Source organism: Paenibacillus sp. FSL W7-1332 (genome assembly GCF_037969785.1).
GTDB lineage: Bacteria > Bacillota > Bacilli > Paenibacillales > Paenibacillaceae > Paenibacillus_AQ.
This window is the reverse complement of record NZ_CP150209.1, coordinates 6,193,625-6,214,941: the sequence shown is the minus strand read 5'-3', so window position 1 is coordinate 6,214,941 and position 21,317 is coordinate 6,193,625. Positions and strand designations below refer to the sequence as shown.

General features: G+C 51.2%; 20 protein-coding genes and 1 other annotated feature. Of the genes, 11 read left to right on the top strand and 9 right to left on the bottom strand.

What is annotated here, in order from left to right; translation table 11 throughout:
- Nucleotides 1–38: 38 nt before the first annotated feature.
- Complete coding sequence (locus MKX98_RS28165; protein WP_220683949.1) at nt 39–464, bottom strand: polymer-forming cytoskeletal protein; 426 nt, start codon at nt 462–464, stop codon at nt 39–41.
- A gap of 34 nt (nt 465–498) precedes the next feature.
- Nucleotides 499–1,470 carry a M23 family metallopeptidase gene (locus MKX98_RS28160; RefSeq protein WP_339219715.1) on the bottom strand — a complete coding sequence of 324 codons (972 nt, stop codon included), beginning with the start codon at nt 1,468–1,470 and terminating at the stop codon, nt 499–501.
- Between the two features lie 237 nt (nt 1,471–1,707).
- On the opposite strand from MKX98_RS28160, the gene cls reads away from it, so the two are divergent.
- Nucleotides 1,708–3,138, top strand: coding sequence for a cardiolipin synthase (gene cls / locus MKX98_RS28155; protein ID WP_194544462.1), 1,431 nt, complete (start codon nt 1,708–1,710; stop codon nt 3,136–3,138).
- A 167-nt stretch (nt 3,139–3,305) separates the two neighbouring features.
- Entirely contained in the window at nt 3,306–4,223 is a 918-nt protein-coding gene (locus MKX98_RS28150; protein ID WP_113061072.1) for a YitT family protein, read from the top strand.
- A gap of 91 nt (nt 4,224–4,314) precedes the next feature.
- Here MKX98_RS28150 and MKX98_RS28145 read toward each other — a convergent pair whose 3' ends face one another.
- The gene (locus MKX98_RS28145) at nt 4,315–5,355 is read right to left on the bottom strand and encodes a serine hydrolase domain-containing protein (RefSeq protein ID WP_339219713.1); all 1,041 of its coding nucleotides are present in this window, start codon (nt 5,353–5,355) and stop codon (nt 4,315–4,317) included.
- A gap of 49 nt (nt 5,356–5,404) precedes the next feature.
- Nucleotides 5,405–5,980, bottom strand: a complete 576-nt coding sequence (locus MKX98_RS28140) for a TetR/AcrR family transcriptional regulator (RefSeq protein WP_339219712.1) — start codon at nt 5,978–5,980, stop codon at nt 5,405–5,407.
- Between the two features lie 226 nt (nt 5,981–6,206).
- Between MKX98_RS28140 and MKX98_RS28135 the strand changes: the two genes are divergently transcribed.
- Nucleotides 6,207–7,301, top strand: a complete 1,095-nt coding sequence (locus tag MKX98_RS28135; RefSeq protein ID WP_194544459.1) for a radical SAM protein — start codon at nt 6,207–6,209, stop codon at nt 7,299–7,301.
- Here the strand turns inward: MKX98_RS28135 and ligD are convergent.
- From ligD to MKX98_RS28120, 3 genes are read right to left on the bottom strand one after another with little or no spacing between them, the layout of a single operon-like run.
- Nucleotides 7,284–8,201 (bottom strand): non-homologous end-joining DNA ligase, encoded by a 918-nt coding sequence (gene ligD / locus MKX98_RS28130; protein ID WP_194544458.1) that lies wholly within the window; start codon nt 8,199–8,201, stop codon nt 7,284–7,286. The two genes, MKX98_RS28135 and ligD, sit on opposite strands and share 18 nt — an antisense overlap.
- 5 nt (nt 8,202–8,206) lie before the next feature.
- Complete coding sequence (locus tag MKX98_RS28125; RefSeq protein ID WP_339219709.1) at nt 8,207–9,112, bottom strand: DNA ligase; 906 nt, start codon at nt 9,110–9,112, stop codon at nt 8,207–8,209.
- Between the two features lie 5 nt (nt 9,113–9,117).
- Nucleotides 9,118–10,047 carry a Ku protein gene (locus MKX98_RS28120; protein WP_194544456.1) on the bottom strand — a complete coding sequence of 310 codons (930 nt, stop codon included), beginning with the start codon at nt 10,045–10,047 and terminating at the stop codon, nt 9,118–9,120.
- Nucleotides 10,048–10,254: 207 nt separating this feature from the next.
- Here MKX98_RS28120 and MKX98_RS28115 point away from each other — a divergent pair, with 207 nt between their 5' ends.
- Nucleotides 10,255–10,542, top strand: coding sequence for a hypothetical protein (locus MKX98_RS28115; RefSeq protein ID WP_216530731.1), 288 nt, complete (start codon nt 10,255–10,257; stop codon nt 10,540–10,542).
- Between the two features lie 4 nt (nt 10,543–10,546).
- Complete coding sequence (locus MKX98_RS28110; RefSeq protein ID WP_071222503.1) at nt 10,547–10,729, top strand: H-type small acid-soluble spore protein; 183 nt, start codon at nt 10,547–10,549, stop codon at nt 10,727–10,729.
- Nucleotides 10,730–10,849: 120 nt separating this feature from the next.
- Here the strand turns inward: MKX98_RS28110 and MKX98_RS28105 are convergent, their stop codons facing one another.
- Entirely contained in the window at nt 10,850–12,031 is a 1,182-nt protein-coding gene (locus MKX98_RS28105) for an epoxide hydrolase family protein (protein ID WP_339219707.1), read from the bottom strand.
- 252 nt (nt 12,032–12,283) lie between these two features.
- On the opposite strand from MKX98_RS28105, the gene tsaE reads away from it, so the two are divergent.
- From tsaE to MKX98_RS28080, 5 genes are all read left to right on the top strand, one after another.
- The gene (gene tsaE, locus MKX98_RS28100) at nt 12,284–12,754 is read left to right on the top strand and encodes a tRNA (adenosine(37)-N6)-threonylcarbamoyltransferase complex ATPase subunit type 1 TsaE (RefSeq protein WP_220687315.1); all 471 of its coding nucleotides are present in this window, start codon (nt 12,284–12,286) and stop codon (nt 12,752–12,754) included.
- On the top strand, nt 12,741–13,532 hold the full coding sequence (gene tsaB, locus MKX98_RS28095; RefSeq protein ID WP_339219705.1) for a tRNA (adenosine(37)-N6)-threonylcarbamoyltransferase complex dimerization subunit type 1 TsaB: 792 nt from the start codon (nt 12,741–12,743) through the stop codon (nt 13,530–13,532). Before tsaE ends, tsaB begins: the two co-directional genes overlap by 14 nt.
- A gap of 19 nt (nt 13,533–13,551) precedes the next feature.
- Nucleotides 13,552–14,076 carry a ribosomal protein S18-alanine N-acetyltransferase gene (gene rimI / locus MKX98_RS28090; RefSeq protein ID WP_194544452.1) on the top strand — a complete coding sequence of 175 codons (525 nt, stop codon included), beginning with the start codon at nt 13,552–13,554 and terminating at the stop codon, nt 14,074–14,076.
- Nucleotides 14,073–15,122, top strand: a complete 1,050-nt coding sequence (gene tsaD, locus MKX98_RS28085) for a tRNA (adenosine(37)-N6)-threonylcarbamoyltransferase complex transferase subunit TsaD (protein ID WP_339219703.1) — start codon at nt 14,073–14,075, stop codon at nt 15,120–15,122. The genes rimI and tsaD overlap by 4 nt, the downstream gene beginning before the upstream one ends.
- A 519-nt stretch (nt 15,123–15,641) precedes the next feature.
- Nucleotides 15,642–15,983: a binding site (T-box leader), on the top strand.
- A 153-nt stretch (nt 15,984–16,136) separates the two neighbouring features.
- Nucleotides 16,137–17,660, top strand: a complete 1,524-nt coding sequence (locus tag MKX98_RS28080; RefSeq protein WP_339219701.1) for a 2-isopropylmalate synthase — start codon at nt 16,137–16,139, stop codon at nt 17,658–17,660.
- Between the two features lie 481 nt (nt 17,661–18,141).
- Here MKX98_RS28080 and abc-f read toward each other — a convergent pair whose 3' ends face one another.
- On the bottom strand, nt 18,142–20,094 hold the full coding sequence (abc-f, locus tag MKX98_RS28075; RefSeq protein WP_339224601.1) for an ABC-F type ribosomal protection protein: 1,953 nt from the start codon (nt 20,092–20,094) through the stop codon (nt 18,142–18,144).
- 573 nt (nt 20,095–20,667) lie between these two features.
- Here abc-f and MKX98_RS28070 point away from each other — a divergent pair.
- The gene (locus tag MKX98_RS28070; RefSeq protein WP_339219698.1) at nt 20,668–21,315 is read left to right on the top strand and encodes a 5-formyltetrahydrofolate cyclo-ligase; all 648 of its coding nucleotides are present in this window, start codon (nt 20,668–20,670) and stop codon (nt 21,313–21,315) included.
- Nucleotides 21,316–21,317 lie beyond the last annotated feature (2 nt).

The following is a 21,317-nucleotide window of genomic DNA, read 5'->3' as shown; positions in this document are numbered from 1 at the left end:
AAAACTGCCGGGTTCGAGTGGTCGTCCATACGCTTAGGTTAACCTGCTTCCGAACGCTGAAGCGGCAGTGTGGTGTCCGTTGACTCCGCAGCATCTTGATTGGAGGTTGGATGGTCCATCCGGCTTGCTCCATTCAGGAGTCCGCCTTCCATAACGATCAGGGAAGCGGCGTAAACATCCCCGTACATTTGTCCCGTAGGCGTAATGGTCAGTTTGTTTTCTGCCGTTACATCGCCATACACCTTGCCGGCCACGATGACCTCCCGAGCGGAGATATTGGAGCGTGCAATGGCTTCTTCGCCGATCGTGACACAGCCTTGGCTTTCGATGGAGCCGTTAAAGCGGCCATCAATTCGCAGGTTTTCTTCGCATTGAAGCACACCTTCCACTTCGCTTCCCGGCCCAATCAGCGTATCCGTTCGCTCTGAAGCCCGCTTGTTCTTGTTCTTGTTTTTCTTTTTCATATTATATTCCTCCTCATCAAGAATGAATATGTTGTTACTGCAGATAAGGCAACGGGTCAATCGTCTGGTTGTTTTTGACGACCTGAAAATGAAGATGAGGGCCTGTGCTTCGCCCGGAGGAACCCAGCTTGCCGATGGTATCACCTTGATCGACATGATCGCCTACCGACACGTCCAGACTGTCCAGATGCATGTACCAGGTCTCCAGCCCATTCGGGTGTTTGACGACGATATAAAGCCCTCGAGCTCCGCTGCGTTCCGCTGCCGTCACCTCACCGGCACCGGCGGCATAGATCGGATCGCCGGTTTTACCGGCAATATCGATGCCGGCATGATAGGCCGAACGCCCGGTAAAAGGATCGCTCCGATAACCGAAATTCGATGTCAGCCGCTTAGAGGTGGTCGGCCATAGAGAGGGTGTGCCTTCACGTTTCTCCTGGGTTTCCTGAGCCTGATCCAGCGTACGCGGAATATGCTGCTCCATGCGAGAAATCAACTGCTGAATCTCCTCAAAATCATCCTGAGTCTCCTTCGCGAGACTTAACATTCCATTCTCATGAACGGCAATGAATTCCCCTCCGACATGCTGCTTATCCTCATCTGTGATGGAGGAGGTCTGTCCTGACAAGCTGCCGTGCTTCTGAATAAACTGCTGAAGCTCTTGCTCCAGCTGCTGAACGCGCTCCATCTGGACCTTCGTTTGCTCTGCTTCGCCCGACAGCTGAATGATGGCTTTGTTTAGACGTTCTATGGCTTCTTCCTTGTCGGTAACCGTTACTTCCATCTTTAAGGCTTCCAGGTTTTTGAGCATCAGCTGCTGCTCCAGCCCCGAGATCGTCTGGGCCGACTGGATCTGCAGGGAAACGATCAGTCCGGCGATGGACAAAATAGCGGCCGCGGGCACCGCTATCATTAGAGGCTTGGACAGATGGATCTGTTTGACTGAATGCTGGGCATCCCGAAGCACCAGCAAGGTTAAGCGTTGTTTACGGTGTGTGGTTTTCATGGCATCTCCCTTCCATACATCGTTTATGGATCATGGTACCCGCTAGACTTGGCCAGCTCCTTATCTAGTATGTATTCTATTCTTTCGAAGAACATGTCAAAAATTATTAGATAAGAGAATTTATTCAGTATGGTGCGCCATTGGGTAATTGAATAAATACATATGGAATTGGTCAATGATGTAGTGTAGTTAATCGATTCAAATACGACTATTATTCATGGTGAGGAGGCTGCCGGTATGGTGTGGCTTCTGGTTGCACTTATTACTTTTATTTTGCAGATGGTTGCAGTGCTGTTGCTGGAGTTTCGGAATCCGTCCAAGGCCGTGGCCTGGCTGTTTATTTTATTTTGCCTCCCATTGATCGGGTTTGTACTCTATTTCTTTGTGGCTAGGGACTATCAGAAGCGGTTGAAGATTCGCAAGCGGGGCTCCAGACTGTTTCAGGAGCTTAGGGGACACCTGTGGGATCGGGCCGCCGTTGTTTGGAACAAGGAAGGCATGAACAATGCTGAATTTCATCATAATGACCGTTTGTTCAATCTGCTCAATCACTTGTCGGAGAGTCCGATTACAGGCTGTAATCAGAGCCGCGTGTTGACGGATGGAGAAGAGACTTACGATGCCATGCTGCGTGCTATGGAACAGGCCAAAGACCACATCCATGTGGAGTTCTATATCTTTCGTCATGACCGGATCGGCACGAAGTTTCAGGAGGTCATGATCCGAAAGGCGCAAGAAGGCGTCAAGGTACGCCTGGTTTGTGACGGGCTTGGCAGTTATAAACTCAAGAAAACGTTCATTCGGCGGTTCAAGGAATCGGGAGTGGAGTTCTATTTCTTCCTGCCCGCCATGGTTTCGATGTTCAGCCGCAGAATCAATTACCGGAATCACCGTAAAATCGTCGTGGTGGACGGCATAATCGGTTTTCTTGGCGGGATTAACGTCGGGGACGACTATTTGGGCGAATATCCGAAAATGGGCTACTGGCGCGACACGCATCTGGAAGTAAAGGGAGATGCGGTTTACTTCCTGCAAAATGTGTTTCTGCATGATTGGAAGCTCGCATCCGGAGAGCGCATTGCGGATTTCGGGCTGTTCCCGGAGCATCAATGCACCGGGGATGAGCAAGTGCAAATATTGAGCAGCGGACCGGATCTGAATTGGAATGCCATCCAGGAGATGTGCTTTGGGGCGATATCCGTAGCCAAAGAACGAATATGGATCACCACGCCTTATTTCATTCCGGATGAAGGAATATATGAGGCGCTGAAGACGGCGGCGGTGAGCGGTGTGGATGTGCGAATCATTATTCCCGATCGTGCCGATTCCCGTTTTGTGAAAATGGCGAGCTTGTCCTATGTGGAAGAGCTGCTGGCAGCGGGAGTTACCTTCTACGAGTATGAAAAAGGATTCATCCATGCCAAGGTGCTCATTGTGGACGAGCTTCTCGGCTCGGTCGGTACGGCGAATATGGATATGCGGAGTTTTTTCTGTAATTTCGAGCTGACCGCCGTACTGTTTGATCAGCTGCCCATCGAACGGTTGGTTGCGGATTTTAAGGAGGATCTCAAACAGAGCAGGCTTATCGATGCGGAGGTGTTTCGTCAGCGCGGAAGATGGCAGAAAGCTGCCGAAATATTATGCAGGATGCTGTCTCCCTTACTTTAGGTTTCACATCTTACGTGATATGTAAGAATGCAGGGAAAGCAAGTGAAATTCAGGAAGAAGCCTGAAAGTTCTATGTCCAGCATTTGTTTATATGATAGAATATTTATAAGGGTTTCACTTATAAATATAAATTAGCTTATTTTTCATAAGTTGAACGGGGGAGATTTATGTCAAGTGATGTGAAGATTCTTGCGCAAGTGAAAGCGGAGCAGCAGAAGCCGGAGAATCCCAAGGCAGGCTCAACCACCTTGAAGCTTCTCCGTCGTCTGGTGTTCTTAACTTTCGGTGCGGTACTAATGGCAGTAGGGCTGGAGATCTTTCTGGTGCCCAACAAAATTATTGACGGGGGCATTACCGGGATATCCATTATGGTTTCCCATATCACGGATTTTCCGCTCGGTATATTTCTGACCTTATTCAACCTTCCATTTTTGTTTATGGGATATAAACAGATCGGGAAAACTTTTGCATTATCCACGCTGTTCGCTGTAGTGGTCATGTCCATTGGAACTTATTTTCTGCATCCCGTCGATCCGATTACTATCGATCCGCTGCTAGCGGCCGTGTTCGGCGGCGTTCTGCTCGGGATCGGGGTTGGTCTTGTAATCCGGTCCGGCGGCTCCTTGGACGGCACGGAAATCGTAGCCATTCTGATCAACAAGAAGACACCGTTCTCTGTCGGTGAAATCGTGATGTTCATTAACGTATTTATTCTGGGCAGCGCAGGATTTATTTTCGGTTGGGATCATGCCATGTACTCACTGATTGCTTATTACCTGGCGTTTAAACTGATTGACATTACAATCGAAGGCATCGATCAATCCAAATCGGTATGGATAATCAGTGATAAGCATAAGGAGATCGGTGATGCGTTAACCCAACGTTTGGGACGCGGCGTAACCTATCTGGATGGAGAGGGTGCTTATTCCGGGGACAGCAAGAAGGTTATCTTTGTTGTCATCACCCGTTTGGAAGAAGCGAAACTCAAATCCATCGTGGAAGATTGGGATTCCCAGGCTTTTGTTGCCATCGGAAACATCCATGATGTGAAGGGCGGCCGCTTTAAGAAGAAGGCCATACATTAATAACCTTAAAGTGCTATGTTCCACCCACGTTGAGAGTTAACCGGGTGGAGCATTTTTTTGTTTATGGGGTGTCTGTGTGCAAGTGAAGCGTCTACTTCTCCCGCCCATAATGACGTATGATTCTTGTCATCACCTGCACAGCCGCGGATTGACCGACAGCCTGGTTCACGGTTCCGGTGAAATAGAGTCCTGATTCAGGATGATGGAAGGCAAATGCGCCGGATTGACCCCAGTGACCGATGAGTCCCCGTCCCAGGCTGAATGGAGATAGCGGCTGTCTTGAAATGCCGGTGCCATAGAAAAAGGGGCCCGGTGCCCAGAGAAAATTCCATTGTCTCTGGAGTTCATCCAGATCACCTATCGGAAACAGTTCCCCGTTAAAAAAGGAGCGCAGGAACCCCATCGTTTCCCTTGCCGTTGAGACGATGCCGCCTTCCGCTCCGATTGACGCCATGTACAGAGGAAGGTCCAAACGTTTTTTCTTATAGTAGAAAGGAACGGGGCTTGTATCCTCAGGATGATGATAAAAATACGTCTGTGTCAGATTCAGCCTGTCGAAAATGTACTCCTTGAATACGTTCTGAATGGGTTCGCCCTTGATAGTCTCGATCATTCGGCCAAGCAGCCGGTAATTGGTGTCGGAATATTGGGCTTTATTTCTCTGGCCTGGTTTGAATTTGGGCTTTTGCCGTCTGGCGGCATCCAATGTTTTGTCCAGACTCCAAGGCTGATCATGCCCGGCGATGAGGTCGGAGAAGACCTTTCCAGAAAAATAGTCCGGGATGCCTGACGTATTGGACATTAACTGTTTGACGGTGATTTCTCCAGAGTAATCCTTGTTCTCCATCCTATGCAGTCCCGCCATGATCTCTTCGGGGAGGTACTTACCGATAGGATCATCGAGCCCGATCCGCTGCTCCGCTCGTAATTTCAAGATTACGGCTGTCACGTACAATTTGGTCACGCTGGCAATGAAATAGCGGTCTTCAGTCTTCATTGCCCCGCTGCTGCTGATAAGGGATAGTGATTGCTCCTGGTCCTCGACGCACAGAACCGTGCTAAACACATTCTTTTTATTGGCGATCCGTTCCAACCATTCATCCAGAAGCGACTGCTCCAGGGCTCTTCCCATTCTCCGTATACCTCCTATAGATCGAAATGTATTGACACCTAATGCAGATTCATTTCTCTTGCTGTTTCCGCAAACGAGCGGCACGTATGAAATCTTGAGCAGCCTCATCCATCATATGGATCATCTTGTCGTCATCAACGCTCTCCGTGAACAGATCATTGGCTAGCATGACACAGAGACCCGTCTGAAAGGTTTGCATTTTCAATAAAATTGATTGCAGCTCCTGATCAGAAAATCCCGCAAGCTCCGGGTCCAACTTCATTAACCCGATAACCTCACGAATTTGTTCGGGGGTATTCTTCATGTGGGGATTGTTCTTCATTATCAAATCCCGGTAGAGCACAGGGTACTCCTTGGCGAATCGGAGACTTGCCATGCCGATATCCCGGAAGGGCTGACCGGACTTCTGCTCTGTAATCAATCCTCTAGCTACCTGGAAGGTCTTGTCGACGACCTGTTGAATCAGTTCTTCGGCATCGTTGAAATTGACATAGATCGGCGCGATGGAGCTGCCCAGACGTTCAGCTACTTTACGAATCGTAATGGACTCGATCCCATCGGTCTTGGCAATGTCAAATGCGGCTAGCACGATATCTTGTTTGGTGAACCTCGTTTTGGGTGCCATGACTGTCTGCAACTCCTTAGATAATTTATATGTAGAACAGTTGATATATATCACATGATATTTAATGATTATAAATCTTAAATGGACGGAGTTCAACCGGTTCCCATGAAGCGTGGTGGGGGTTGGTTTGTAAATCCAGTAAAATCCACTTATAATAAGAACATATGTTTGTTAAAATATGAAATAATTCAAGATAGCATTACAGGATCAGAAGGGAGGAAGAGGAATGGCTCGTACGCAATATGAACGTATAACCACCAAACAGACTTTAAACAGAGTGAAGGAAGAGAGGATGCCCTTCGATTGGTCCATCAATCCGTACCGCGGGTGCGGGCATGGCTGCAGCTTTTGTTATGCTCGCGCTTTCCAGTCCTTCATTGGCATGGGGGCGGAGGATGAGTTTCAGCATCATATCTTTATGAAGTCGAATGCAGCGGAAGCGCTGGAGAAGCAGTTATCGAGTGCTGCGAGGAAGTTTGATCATGATATTGAAGCGATGCGGAGATCGATAGGACAGGTTACGATCGGAACGGCAACCGATCCGTATCAGCCGATCGAGAGCAAGGAGGGCATTACGCGGGAGTGCCTGAAGCTGCTAGCTAAATACCGCATCTCCACGAGCATTACAACGCGCTCTCCGCTCGTGCTCAGGGATATGGACATATTGACACGGATGGAGAATGTATCCGTCAACATGAGCCTCAACACGCTGAATGGGGACATCATCCGGAAGCTGGAGCCGGCATCGCCTCATCCGGAGGGCAGGCTCGATACGATCCACCGATTATCGGCTGCAGGCATAAGAACGGGTTTGTTTGTGGCGCCTGTGCTGCCCTTTTTGACGGATAAGGAATGGGAGCTGAGGGAGCTCTTGTCGCAGGCGAAGGTAAGGGGCGTTTCCTTTGCCATGATCTCGCTGCTGAGACTCTCGCGCGATGTGAAAAAATGGTATATCGAAACACTGAAACACCAGTTTCCTGAAGTGGTTCAGCCTTACCGTGAGTTATATGCGCAGGGCGCATATGCCGAAGAGCATTACGTACGTTCCTTCAAGTCGATGGCAGCCAGGCTGCTGAACGAATGTGAACTGAATGGACTGACCCCGGGGGCATCTGCTGCTGGCGTGAGCCGGCCCGGGACGATCGGAAGCGGGATTTCTCAAGAGGACGGGGCGCAGGTGGAAGGCGCTCGCGATCATCTTCGTTCAGCGGAAGATTTGGCAGCTGTTTCTGTACAGCCAAGGAAGCTGCCGCAACCGGCCGCACCGGTCTCCGGGGAGGAGCTTGTGCCGGATGTGGAGCAGCTATCCTTTCCTTTTTGATCCTGCCTTTCCTTGTGGCTTCAGATGTCGGATGACGTTCTCTATCGGTTGAGGAGGCAGGGTCTGCAGCAGGTCCCCCTTCTCTCTTAATCGTTCCTCGATGTTCAGCAGATGAAACTCCGTGGGAGAAACGTCCTGACGGACCTCGTCCCAAGTGAGCGGTGTAGAGACGGTCCCCAGCCGCCGGGCCCGCGGTGTATAAGGAGCGGCGAGTGTCCTTCCGCTGTAATGCTGAAGATAATCGAAGTAGATTTTATCGCCGCGATTCTTCTTCAGCCGTTCAATGGTGAACAGCTTGGGGAATTTCTCGGTTACATATTGCCCCACGAATTGGCCTACTGTTCGAAGTTCATCGAACGTAATGCCTTCCTGAATGGGAACGATGATCTGGACCCCGGTAGCACCTGAAGTTTTCGGGACGGAGGACAGGCCCAACGAGGTCAGTACGTCCCCTACAATGGCAGTCGCCTCCATGATGCGCGGCTCCTCCGGCAGCGTGGGATCCAGATCAATCATCCATTCGCAGGGCAGATTGCTGCCTGCGAGGTGCAGTGAAGGGTGAAACTCAAGCGCAGCCAGGTTCCCCAGCCAGAGCAGCTCCGGCAGTCCGTTGAGCAGCACGTAGTTAATATTTTCGTGCACATAGGTCTGAACAAAAGGAGGCAGCGGCTCCGGCGCATTTTTCTGATAGAAGGATTCGCCTTCGGCTCCGTGCGGATACCGAATGGTCGTGAGCAGCCTGCCCCGGCAGTACCGGAGCAGGAACGGGGAGATGGCCGCAAGCTTTTGCAGATACATCGCTTTGGTAATGCCGACTTCCGGCCAAAGCGGTTTGTCTGGATTCGTAATTTGAATCTCCTGCCCCTCGATCGTCAGGGTGCCTTTGACGGTACGAGCCATATGGTTTACACCCCCTCAATCGATACGAGTTTGGGATGGCGCATCATGCCATCCTGACTCCACTCGAGAAATGTGACCTGAACGGAAAGCGGCTGGCTAAGCCAGGCCAGCTGTTCCTTCTTCAGGTCGGTATGGAGCGTACTCCATATCGCGTCAGCACGATGCATTCCGGCATATTGCAGCAGCCTCTTCTTCATCTGCTCATTAAGCCCCAGGGAAGCACGGCCGATGTAATTGCCATCGTCATCGGCAATGACAAGGCTGGCCACACGGCCTTCCCTGATGATCATGGCGACGGCGGTGGCTGTCATGTTCACGGCAATCTTTTTCTTGTACCAATCCCGGTGTTTCTTGCCTTCACGATAAGGAGAGGAGAGGCGCTTCATTACAATGCCCTCCCATCCCCGTGCTTCGGCCCAATTCCATAAATGCTCACCTTCAAGAAACAGATCCGCGGTCAGCAGGCCCGGCGTATCGGAAACGATCTCCTTCAGGCGGTGGTGACGTTCAAGATAGGGCAGCTTACGCAAGTCTTGGTCGCCGTCCACCATAATATCGAAGAGAACATAAGTAAACAGAGGAGCGTTCGTGCTGATCGCACGCGAACGCTCCCGCTGAAGTACCTTCTGAAACACGGGGCGACCCAGCTCCGGATGAAAATAGACAACCTCACCATCCAAAAGAAGTCGCCGTTCATGCAAGCCGGATAATGCCTGAACGACTTCGGGATACAGCGACGTTTTATCGAGCAGCTTGCGGGAATATAGCGATACGCGGTGTTGGTCAATTCCGGCGAGTATGCGCACACCGTCCCATTTCAGCTGATAACCCCAATCCTCGCCCGTCGTGATCTGGTCCGTCGAGATCGGTGCCATCGGCTCTTTGGGCAGCAGATTCTGCATTTGTCCCATACGAATCAGGAAGTGGAGTCGGATTTCTTGGATTTGGTTGTTCGGCGCTTCGGCTTCGGTGCGTCAAGATCGCCTTCTCCGCCGCTGACCTTGGCAGCAGGTTCTTTGGCTGCCGTCTTCCGGGTCGTTTTACGCGGCTTTGGTTTGGTGCCCGGATCCGTTCCGATCGGCTTTACAGCTTCGATGCTTGCCTGGAGGGCAGCCATCAGATCGACAACGTTGGTCTCCTGACGAGCAGGGGCAATTTTGATTTCTTCACCGGATACTTTGCTGTTGATCAGATCCAGGAGACGTTCGCGATAATCATCCGTGTATTTCTCAGGATCAAAGGGAGTCGACAGCTGGTCAATCAGCAATTTGGCCATATCGAGTTCCTTGGAGTTGACCTCGGTTCTTTCAGGCAAATTCGGGACCTGAGAGATCGGCCGGATCTCATCCGGGTAGAAAATCGTCTCGATCGACAAGCATTCATCGAGCACCCGGATCGCGGCCAGACTGCTCTTCGAGCGAATAGCGATTTTGGCGATGCCGATTTTGCCGGACTGCTTCATCGCTTCCAGCAGGAGCCGATATGCGTTTGCGCCTGCTTGATCCGGCGAGAGGTAGTACGTCTTTTGAAAATAAATCGGGTCAATCTCGGTTAGATCCACAAAGTCCAGGATCGTTATGTTTTTGCTGTTCTGCTCCGCCAGCTGCTCCAGTTCCTCTTTTTCGAACAGCACGAATTTCCCCTTCTCATACTCGTATCCCTTCGTAATTTCCTCCCAGGCCACTTCCTCTTCACATACCGGACATTTGCGGATGTAAGAGAGCGGACTGCCGCACTCCTTGTGGATGTACCGCATCGAAATATCCTTATCTTCCGTGGCCGAGAACATCTTGACAGGCACGTGCACCAGACCAAAGCTGATCGCGCCCTTCCATACCGTATGCATTCTATGAAACCTCCTATCAAATTCTAATATGTTTGGGTATGACCGTGTAGTATACGTAATAACGACTACTATGACTTTTTGTACTACCTCTATCAGTGTGCCCAAAAAAAGACTCTAGTATGAGTTATAGCTCAGGATTGCATAATTAGAACCTGTTTGTGGCATATTGACGTTGAATGCTGCCTGTATAAGGAGGTGATTTTCGTCATGACGGAGCCTAGAGAAACCCAAACGTCGGAAGAGATACAGAAGGACAGAGCCTCGGACCATTCCGCTGCAGAATCGGTGAACGGGGACATGGTGGATTGGAACAGCCTGACCTCGGAGGAGAGCGAGATCTCTCGCGAATCTACGATGTTCGATATTGACCGGATGATCAACGAAGGCCTTGGCGGAGGCAATGTCACCATAGATAATGGGCTGATCGGCCCTTCCACAACCGATACGATGGACATCGTGGACGAATCGCCAAGAAATAGGGAGAAGGAGGATTAAACGTATGGAGATACAGCGCGCCGTAGAGATTTTCAACTCCAAGGATATTTACAAGGTCAATCTTGAAGGGGAGTCCGTGTGGATCGAGCATGTGGATCAGCAGAACGGAATGGCCACCGTCCAGGTCGGCTCCCGTCCGACCAATACGCTGACTGTAGACGTAGACCGGCTAAAAGAAGGCGAATAGCTTATTATTGCAGGGCCTCTAGAATTCCGGGAAACTGTTTAATAAACACGAAAAAATACACCTTACTCGGGACTCCGTAAGTTGGAACCCGGATAAGGTGTGTTTGTGTTGACCCTGTCGTTAACGAATCTCTCTGAAAAATAACCGGATATCTTCAGTCAGCAGATCAGGAGCTTCCAATGCGGCGAAATGGCCGCCGCGGTCGAACTCTGACCAATGGACGACATTGTACTGCTGCTCGACCATACTGCGAATGGAGAGGTCTTTGGGAAAGACCGCCACGCCGGTGGGCACGGAGGAATATGGTGCCGGCGCTCCCCAATTGTTCGAGCTTTCTTTATAAATTCTTGCGGAGGAGCCTGCCGTTGCTGTCAGCCAATAGATCGAGACATTCGTAAGAAGGAGCTCAAGGTCTACCGCATCCTCAGGAAGATCAGCCGTTGGATCGGTCCATTCCTTAAACTTCTCTACTATCCATGCAAGCTGCCCAACAGGGGAATCCGTTAAGCCGTAGGAAAGCGTCTGGGGTCTGGTCGCCTGAAGGATGGCATATCCGGACCCTTCAAATCCGCCACCGGCTAATTCATCATAGCGAAGTTTTTCTACAGCCGTAAGGTTGTCGCTTTCAGCCGGATCCCCGGTTGGAAACACCGACAGACCGTTACAATGTACGCCAACGATTCGCTCTGCAGCGATCCGGCCAAGTTCCGCTGAAACCATGCTCCCGGTATCTCCCCCCTGTGCTCCATATCGTTCATAGCCCAGGCGGCGCATTAATTCATCCCACGCTTTAGCGACACGCTCGATATTCCATCCGCGTTCGGTGGTGTGCCCGGAAAAGCCGAAGCCTGGGAGGGACGGGATCACGAGATGAAATGCATCGGACGGATTTCCACCGTACTTGCCGGGATTGGTGAGCGGTTCAATCATGCGGGTAAACTCCACAATCGATCCGGGCCAGCCATGGGTTATGATTAGAGGAATCGCATCAGGCTCAGGGGAGCGAACATGCAGGAAGTGAATATTTTGCCCATCGATGGTGGTCGTATATTGAGGGAATTGATTCAACATGGTTTCATATTTACGCCAATCATAAACATCCTTCCAATAGGTGGATAACTCTTTCAGGTAAGACAGCGGTGTGCCATATTCCCAGTGATGATCCTCCAGGTCATCAGGCCAGCGAGTGCGGGTCAAACGTTCCTTAAGGTCAAGCAGGTCCGACTCTGAAATTTGAATGCGAAATGGAAGTATGGTTTCTTCTGAATATGGGGCTGTATTCGATACATTCGTGGGGTTCATTATAATCCTCCTCAAATCTTTTTATCATCGATATGGTTTAACTATAATGCTTAATCTTTGACTACGTAGTGTCAGTGTTTGCAACCTGGTTTGACGTTTCTTTTCTTAATTGAGTTATGAAGGTAAAAACTCATGTTCTTGCAGCAGGTTGGGAGGACCGATATAATGAAGATCAAGTATTTTGAGATATGGGCAAACTAAGTAAAGGGTGGGTTATCAGTGAACAATGGCCGTACGGAGGGCCGGTTTCGAATGATTTCAAGCAGTCTGGAGGAGACGGAGCAGCTTGCTGCTTGGCTGGCCGCTAGAGCGGAGCCAGGGACTGTCATCGGACTGGACGGGGATCTTGGGGCAGGAAAAACGGCATTCTCCAAACAATTTGCACAGCACCTTGGTGTGAACGGGGTTGTGAATAGCCCGACATTTACGATTATTAAAGAATATGAGGGGCGTCTGCCGCTCTACCATATGGATGTGTACCGTTTGTCGATCGATGAAGCGGATGAGCTCGGGCTGGATGAGTATTTTTTTGGCGAAGGGGTTTGTCTCGTGGAATGGAGCAGTCTGATCACTGAGCTGTTGCCTGAGCGGTATCTGCATATCCAGCTTGAAACGACAGGCGAAACGCACCGGACCATCACACTTTCAAGCCAGGGCGAGCCCTATGGCGAGTGGTGCCGGGATTTGAATGAAAAATGGGGTAGCTGGAATGAACAACAATGACACGAAGCCGCAGCAGCGGTTTTTGGCGCTGGATACGTCTACGGCATCGCTGGCGGTATCCGTGATGGCGCAGGACAAGCTGCTGTCGGAAGTGAACACGAACGCAGACCGCAATCACTCGGTGCATCTGCATCCGGTGATGGCACAGGCGCTTGCTGAAGCAGGCCTCGGCATGGACCAGATGGACGGCATTGCCGTGGGAGTAGGGCCGGGATCTTATACAGGAATCCGGATTGCGGTAACGGCTGCCAAAACATTGGCATGGGCTAATCACATCCCGGTTGTCGGGGTATCCAGCCTGCATGCCCTTGCATGGGGGGGCCTGAAGTCCGGATGGAACGAAGCCGAGCCAAAGGCGGGAGTCCACTGGATCATTCCGCTGCTGGATGCAAGACGGGGGCAGGTGTACACGGCATTATTCGCTGCCGATTCAGAGAGCAAGGAGAGTGCGCCGATACGTCTGGAGGCAGACGGTATTCGCCTGATGCAATCCTGGGTGGAAGCCATTAAGGAACGCATCAGCAAGCTGCCTGAAGAGGAACGCCCGGTCTGCCTTTGGTTTATTGGGGAAGTGGAACTCCATGCCGAAACCGCCCGCAGGCTTGAGCCGGGGTTCGGAGAACGGCTGCATATTCATCCGTACTCGCTCGAAGGCCGCTGGATGGGGTACTTGGGCGCAGCGAGGCTGCTCGCCGGAGAAACGGATGATCTGCATACACTGGTACCCAATTATACACAGCTTTCCGAAGCGGAAGCGAACCTGCTGCGTAAGCGGTGAAGGGAGCGTAGGATTCGTCATGAATCAGCAGAAGAAGCCGGTAGATGGTGAAGACGGTTTGTCCTTTCGGTTGATGACCCTGGAGGATATTCCGGAGGTTCTCGTGGTGGAGCGCGAAGCGTTCACCGTGCCCTGGACCGAGGAAGCTTTTCACAATGAACTGAAATTGAATCATTTTGCACGTTATATGATTATGGAGTACGAAGGCAAAACGGTAGGATATGCAGGCATGTGGACGATCGTGGATGAAGCGCACGTTACAAATATTGCGCTTCTGGAGCAGTACCGCGGACGCAAGTGGGGCGATCGTCTGCTTACGGAATTGATGAAGACTGCTGCCTATATGGGAATGGAGAAAATGACGCTGGAAGTCCGGGTATCCAATCACGTGGCCCAGCACTTATATATCAAAAAAGGGTTTAAACCAGCCGGTGTCCGGAAGGGGTATTATTCCGATAATCAGGAAGACGCACTCATCATGTGGGCAGATCTGCCCCCTTATCGGGAGGACGATGGCGAGGAAGGAAGTCAAAGGCTATCATGAATGAAGAAAGAGTAGACCGGCAGCGCAGCTGCATATTGGCGATAGAAACGAGCTGCGATGAAACCTCGGTTGCCGTTGTAAAGGATGGCTGCGAGGTTTTGTCCAGTGTCATTGCCAGCCAGATTGAAACGCATAAAGCTTTTGGCGGGGTGGTGCCCGAGGTGGCTTCCCGCAAGCATGTGGAGAGTATCACGCTAATTATTGAACAAGCCGTAGCTGAGGCCGGCATTGAAATGAAGGATTTGTCGGCGATCGCCGTAACGCAGGGTCCTGGCCTGGTTGGGGCGCTTCTCGTTGGCGTTATGGCTGCTAAAAGCCTGGCGTTTGCGCTCGGCAAGCCGCTGATTGGCACGCATCATATTGCGGGTCATATCTATGCCAATCGTTTTGTGGGCGATATCGCTTACCCTTGCATGGCGCTGGTGGTTTCCGGCGGTCACACCGAGCTGGTCTACATGAAAGACGAAGGCAGCTTTGAGTTGATCGGCAGGACGCGGGATGATGCGGTTGGCGAAGCGTACGACAAGGTGGCCAGGGCGCTTGGCTTCCCATATCCCGGCGGTCCGCATGTCGACCGAATGGCATTGGAGGCCGAGGAGGTTGTGGAGCTTCCTCGCGTATGGCTGGAGCCGGATTCCTACGACTTCAGTTTCAGCGGTCTGAAATCGGCTGTATTAAATGTCGTCAATCAGAGCAAAATGCGTGGAGAGGAAGTCCGGACGGAAGCGATAGCCCGGGGTTTCCAGGAATCCGTGGTCGAAGTGCTCGTGGAAAAGGCGGTTCGTGCGGTCAGAGCATATGATGCCAAGCAGCTGCTGCTGTGCGGCGGCGTTGCCGCCAATCGCGGACTCCGTAAAGCCTTGGCTGAACGCTGCGAGCAGGAAGGGATATTGCTGACGAACCCGCCATTTCAGTATTGTACCGATAACGGAGCGATGATTGCTGCCGCGGCGCATCTGAAATGGAAGCAGGGGAGCTTTACGCCGCTCGATATGAAGGCCGACCCGCAAATGTCACTGGAGCTTTGGGCGGAGCCATTAAGCTAAAGCCACTTGACACGTATTTGTATAGGACGTATAATCTTTATCAAATTCCAGAATGTTGAAACGCGAAGAACAGGATCAGTAAGGTGAACCTTGGATGAAGAGAGCTGCGGGACGGTGCAACGCAGACGAGAGGGACCTGAACTCACCTGGGAGCGGAGCTGGGGAACCTTGCGCAGCGAAGTGCCGCTCAGGCACGGATTGAATTGCGGAGTTTGACCTTGCTACGGGATGGCCTCCGTGAGAATGGCTCCGCACAAATCATTTGTGATTTGGCGATGGAGGGGGCTTTAGGTTCGGGAGACAGCATGATGATCCCGGGAGCTTAGAGTCAACAAGAGTGGTACCGCGATAGGATAGCCTGTCGTCTCTTGAATAAGAGATGGCAGGCTTTTTTGCATGCTTGGACAGCTAAATACGAATCAATCTGATAAAGCTTCACTTTCAATCCGCAGATGATAAAAGCGGAATCTCGGATATAGTGATCCGAAGGATATGATAGTCAGCATAACAACATATCGAATAAACGCAATGAACGGGAGCAGTAAAAGGGAGCCGTCTACAGAGAGCTGCGGGTTTGGTGTAACGCAGCGGCAGCAACCTTCGAATCTCGCCCGGGAGCGGAAGAGGGGAACAGCAGCAAGCATCGGTTGATGGAGCTAGACAGCCCAACGACCCTGAATGCAGCTGTACTCTCTTACGGAGTTTCCTCCGTCATCAGGACGTCCATTCTCTTCATGACCGGCCGGTATGAGGAGATCATGGACAGTGAGTGGACGTGCATATGTCGCGAAGGAACAGCTGCGAAATTAGGCGCGTCAATTAGAGTGGTACCACGGAGGGTCTAAGCCCGTCGTCTCTTATATGAAGAGATGGCGGGCTTTTTTGCTGCCGGCAGCAGCAGGGTGGGATGCGGACGCAAGTCGACGTGCGGACGTAAAGCGAACATATGGAACAGATTAAACAACGTTCCCGTAGGAAATCGGGTCATACCATAACCAAGGAGGAGTATGCAAAATGAGTGAATCCATGAGAACCATCCAAATATTCGATACAACGTTGCGGGACGGGGAACAGGCCCCGGGAGCAAGCCTGCAGCCAGAACAGAAAATTGTGCTGGCCGGAAAGCTGGCTGAGCTGGGCGTAGATGTGATGGAGCCCGGATTTCCAGTGTCCAGTCCCGGGGAGTTTGCCGCTGTGCAGGCCATCTCGAGACAGCTGCAGCAGGTCGAGATATGCGGATTCGCGCGGGCCGTGAAAGGGGATATTGATGCTGCCGTCAAGGCCACCCAGGATGCGGCCAAAAGGCGAATCCATCTGTTTATTTCATCTTCCGACATCCATCTTCGACACCAGCTGCGCATGAGTCGTCCGGATGTAGTGGCAAGGGCACGTGAGATGACAGCTTATGCGAAGCAGTTCAGCGACGTGGTGGAATTTACGGCGATGGATGCCTCGCGTACCGGCATTGACGACTTGATTGAGATGGTGGAAGCCGTCATTGAAGAGGGTGCAACGATAATCAATCTGCCCGATACGGTGGGATATGCGCTTCCGAATGAATATGGCGAGATGTTCCGACGTGTGCGGGAAGGCGCCCGTGGCGGAAAGACGGTCGCCTATAGCGCCCACTGCCATAATGATCTCGGTTTGGCTGTGGCCAACAGCCTGGCCGCGATTGAGAATGGCGCCAGCCAAATCGAGGTTACCGTGAATGGGGTAGGCGAGCGTACAGGCAACTGCGCATTGGAGGAGCTGGTCATGGCTCTATCCACCCGGGGTGACATGCTGCGGGCAGAGACGGGCATTACGGCCGAGAAGCTGTATGAAGTATCTCGTCTCGTTAGCGGTGCGATGCATTTTCCGATCGCTTTTAATAAACCTGTAGTCGGCAGGAACGCCTTCCAGCATGAGTCCGGCATCCACCAGGACGGTCTGCTGAAGGATCGAAGCACCTACGAGATTATGGATCCGGAAAAGCTGGGGATTCCGCGGAGCATGATTGTGCTGGGCAAGCATTCCGGTCGTCATGCGCTGAAGGATCGTCTTGCCCGGTACGGTGTTCAGCTTGATGGAGACGAGATGGAGTCCTTGTACGATACCTTCAAGGAGACGGCTGATCGTCAGAAGGTGGTCAGCGATGATCAGCTGCTGCAAATGGTGAGCAGCACTTTGGGCAAACCAGCCCAAGTATATGAGCTGACCGAGGCCCAGGTCATCTCGGGAACGGGCAGCAGCAGGGTCGCAGCCGTCACGCTGCGTCATCTGAGCGAGCAAACGGAAGCCACTTACTCCAGCGTGGCGGACGGTCCGGTGCAAGCCGTTATCTCGGCAATCAGCCAAGGAATTAGCAGCGATATCCGCTTTGGCGATCTGGAGCTCCACTCGTTAAGCAGCGGCGAAGACGCGCATGCCGAAGCGGCGGTCACGGTTGAGAAGGCGGGCAAGATCTTCCGCGGAACGGCTGTGCATCAGGATATCGTTATGGCGGCAGGCCTGGCATACGTTGCTGCATGCAACTCGGCGTTGATGTCGGTCTAGGCGAAAAGCTGAATGGGAAACCTTAGCGTCTAACGCTTCTAATGATTGTTGGCAGAAGCGACCTTCCGAACCGGATGGAGGAGGGTCGCTTTTTTTCATAATCAAGCTCGATAAAAACTTGCAAATAACAAGAGATAAGTCTATATAGAAGTCCATTATATAAGACATATAACTCTGTCAAGTTGTGAACAACGTTATCCACATATTCGCCTGAAATTGTGCATAAGCGAGAAAAATGTCGATAAATTGGTCTTTTGCAAGACGCTGAAAAGAGGGGACAGGATTTTCAAATTTTCCGGTGGAAACTGTGGATAATGTGAATAACTTAGTGGATAAAGCTGGATATAGGACCAGGAGTGCGCGTATAACAACAAAAAAATGGCCGTTTCGGCCATTTTCATGGTAAACTTATGCACCATTCTTGGGGATAAGTTTGTGTATAAATGCAAAACTCCATTTGAAACACTTTTGTGAACTTTTTTTAATCTTCTAGCAATGACTCCCATTCGGCAAAAATTTGCTCAAGCTGACTCTTTTTCTCCTCTAACGACTGTTGGCGTTCTTGGAGTGCCATATAATCCTGATAGATCTCCGGCAGGGTCATCTCGGCCTCTAACTCGGTTATGTCCGATTCCAAAGCATGGATTTGCTCTTCCAGACTTGCGAGCTTGCGCTGACGGTTTCGCTCCTCCCGTTTGGCCTGCTTCTCGGCTTCAAAGGAAACGGCTCCCTGTTTCTCGACGGAAGCTTCAGCTTTTCCTTCCTGTTTCAGGGTGTGACGAGCAAACGGCTCGGAAGGTTCGTCATTCATATCGATAATTTCCTGCTTTTTCTCCGTATAGTCGTCATAATTACCCAGGAAATGTTGAATGCCGTCCGGATGAAGCTCGATGATGCGCTCGGCCATTTTGTTAAGGAAGTAACGGTCATGGGATATGAACAATAAAGTGCCTTCGTAATCCATGAGTGCTGATTCAAGAACCTCTTTTGCAAATAAGTCCAGATGGTTCGTCGGCTCATCCAAGATGAGCATATTGGCTTCCAGGAGCATCAGCTTGGCAAGCGATACGCGTGCCTTTTCCCCTCCGCTTAAGGAACTGATCTTCTTGAGCACATCTTCGCCGCTGAAGAGGAAGTTGCCCAGAACGGTGCGGATGCGGGCTTCCTCCATATGCGGATAGGTGCCCCATAGCTCTTCCAGAACGGTATTGCTCGGATTCAGCTCGGATTGCTCTTGATCGTAATAGCCGATCTTGACTTTTGTACCCCATTGCAGCGATCCCGCCGTTGGCTTCATGGTACCGATCAGGCATTTCAGGAGTGTCGATTTGCCCACTCCGTTGGGTCCGATCAAAGCTACGGTCTCCCCGCGGCTGAGGTCAAAGGAAACCTGACGGAACAATGGCTTGTCCTGCTCGAAAGCAAGCGCCAGATCCCGCACATGAAGCACATCCTTGCCTGACATATATTCGGCTTCAAAAGAAAAGTGTGCTTTCTTCAAATCTCCCAGCGGTTTGTCCAGCCGTTCCATTTTATCCAGCGCTTTGCGACGGCTCTGTGCGCGCTTGGTCGTGGAGGCCCGGACCAGATTCCGCTGAATGAAGGTCTCCATCCGGGAAATCTCATCCTGTTGCTTCTCGTACTGCTTCAGCTGGGATTCGTATTCCGCTGCCTTCAGCTCAATATACCGGCTGTAGTTGCCCGTATATTTTTTGGAATGACGGCGTTCGATCTCAACGATGGTCGTAACAAGCCGATCCAGGAAATAGCGGTCGTGGGAAACGACCAGCAATGAACCGGAATAGCCGCGCAGATAATCCTCCAGCCAGGTGAGGGTCGCGATATCCAGATGGTTCGTCGGTTCATCCAGCATGAGCAGGTCGGGTGCCTGCAGCAATATTTTTGCAAGCGCCAGCCTTGTCTTCTGCCCGCCGCTTAATGTGGCAATGGAGGTGTCCGGCGAAAAACTGCCAAATCCCATGCCGTGAAGGACGCTGCGGATACGTGTTTCGATCTCATAACCGCCCTGATCCTTGAACCAGTCCGAACGGATCGCATAACGATCCAGAAGCTCTTGGTATTTCTTCGGATCCTCGCTCGACTTCGGGTCGGCAATTTGTTCCTCCATCTGACGCAGCTCGCGCTCCATCTCCAGAAGGGGAGCGAAGACATCCAGCATCTCGTTCCATATCGACGAATCGGACTGAAGCCCGCTGTTCTGGGCAAGATAACCAACGGTGGTTTCCTTAGCCTTGAAGATTTGTCCGCCATCATAAGACATCTCGCCTGCCAAAATTTTGAGCAGGGTCGATTTCCCGGCTCCATTGACTCCGACAAGACCGATTCTTTCACGTTCAAGCACCTGCAGATTGATCCCGTCAAGGACAGGCGTAACTCCGTATAATTTCGTGATGCCATTGGCTTGCAGCAGCATGTTATGTGAAACCTCCATCATTCTATATGTTTGTACCATTAATTCTTCATTATAAGAAAAACGTTTACCGACGTACATTCTCAGAAGACAGACCGCATATAGCGGAAGTTTTTCTTGCGAGATAAGGAGGGTGCTTCTGATGTAAATACATTTTTATCTCTTAAGAAAAACGTTTACCGACGTACATTCTCAGAAGACAGACCGCATATAGCGGGAGTTTTTCTTGCGAGATAAGGAGGGTAGCCCCTGATGTATAAACAATCTTATCTCTTAAGAAAAACGTTTCCCGACGTACATTCTCAGAAGACAGACCGCATATAGCGGAAGCTTTTCTTGCGAGATAAGGAGGGTAGCCCCTGATGTATAAACAATCTTATCTCTTAAGAAAAACGTTTCCCGACGTACATTCTCAGCGTGGTCATGCTTTGAAGTGTATACGTTCTGATATCTTAAAGTAAGTGTACATGAAAATGGCCGAACAATCGACCATGATTGGCGACTTCCGGCATTCTTGGCGAAAGGAAGGAACAGTGGTAAACTAAAATTAATTATAAGCGTGAGAGGAAAGATCACGTGTTGAACCCTGAGGAAGAATTGAAGCGGGTATCCGCAAAAGAAGCCCTGCGCAAAGTGATGACATTACGCAGGGATGAGTTATCCGGGCAAGAGCGTTCGAAGCGTTCGAAGCAAGCCTGCAAGTTTGCTTCAGAGGTCATGAATCGGTTTCAATTTCAGAGCATGATGATTTATGTCCCCTTTCGCTCCGAACTGGATTCCCGGCCGCTGGTTGAATGGGCGTGGAAGCAGGGGATTCAGGTTATCGTTCCCCGAAGTCTGCCCCAAGACCGTTCGATGGAATTGTATAAACTTCAGGCATGGAATGAGCTGATTCCCGGAGCTTACGGCATTCCGGAGCCAGATCCGTTGCGGTCGCAGAAATGGAATCCTCCCGGACCTGATATCATCTGGGTGCCCGGGCTTGCGTTTGACAGGAAGGGCGGAAGACTTGGATACGGAGGCGGTTATTATGACCGGCTGTCGGACAGGCTTAGTCAGGGAGCGCAAGACAACGCTCAGATCGGTGAACCTTTGTGGATGGGAATCGGCTACGAGGTTCAAGTCTTGGAGCATATCCCTATGGAAGAACATGATAGGGTATTGGACGGTTTGGTTACGGAACTGGGACATTCGGCGACGGCCAGACCTGCAGCGGAGGGATAAGA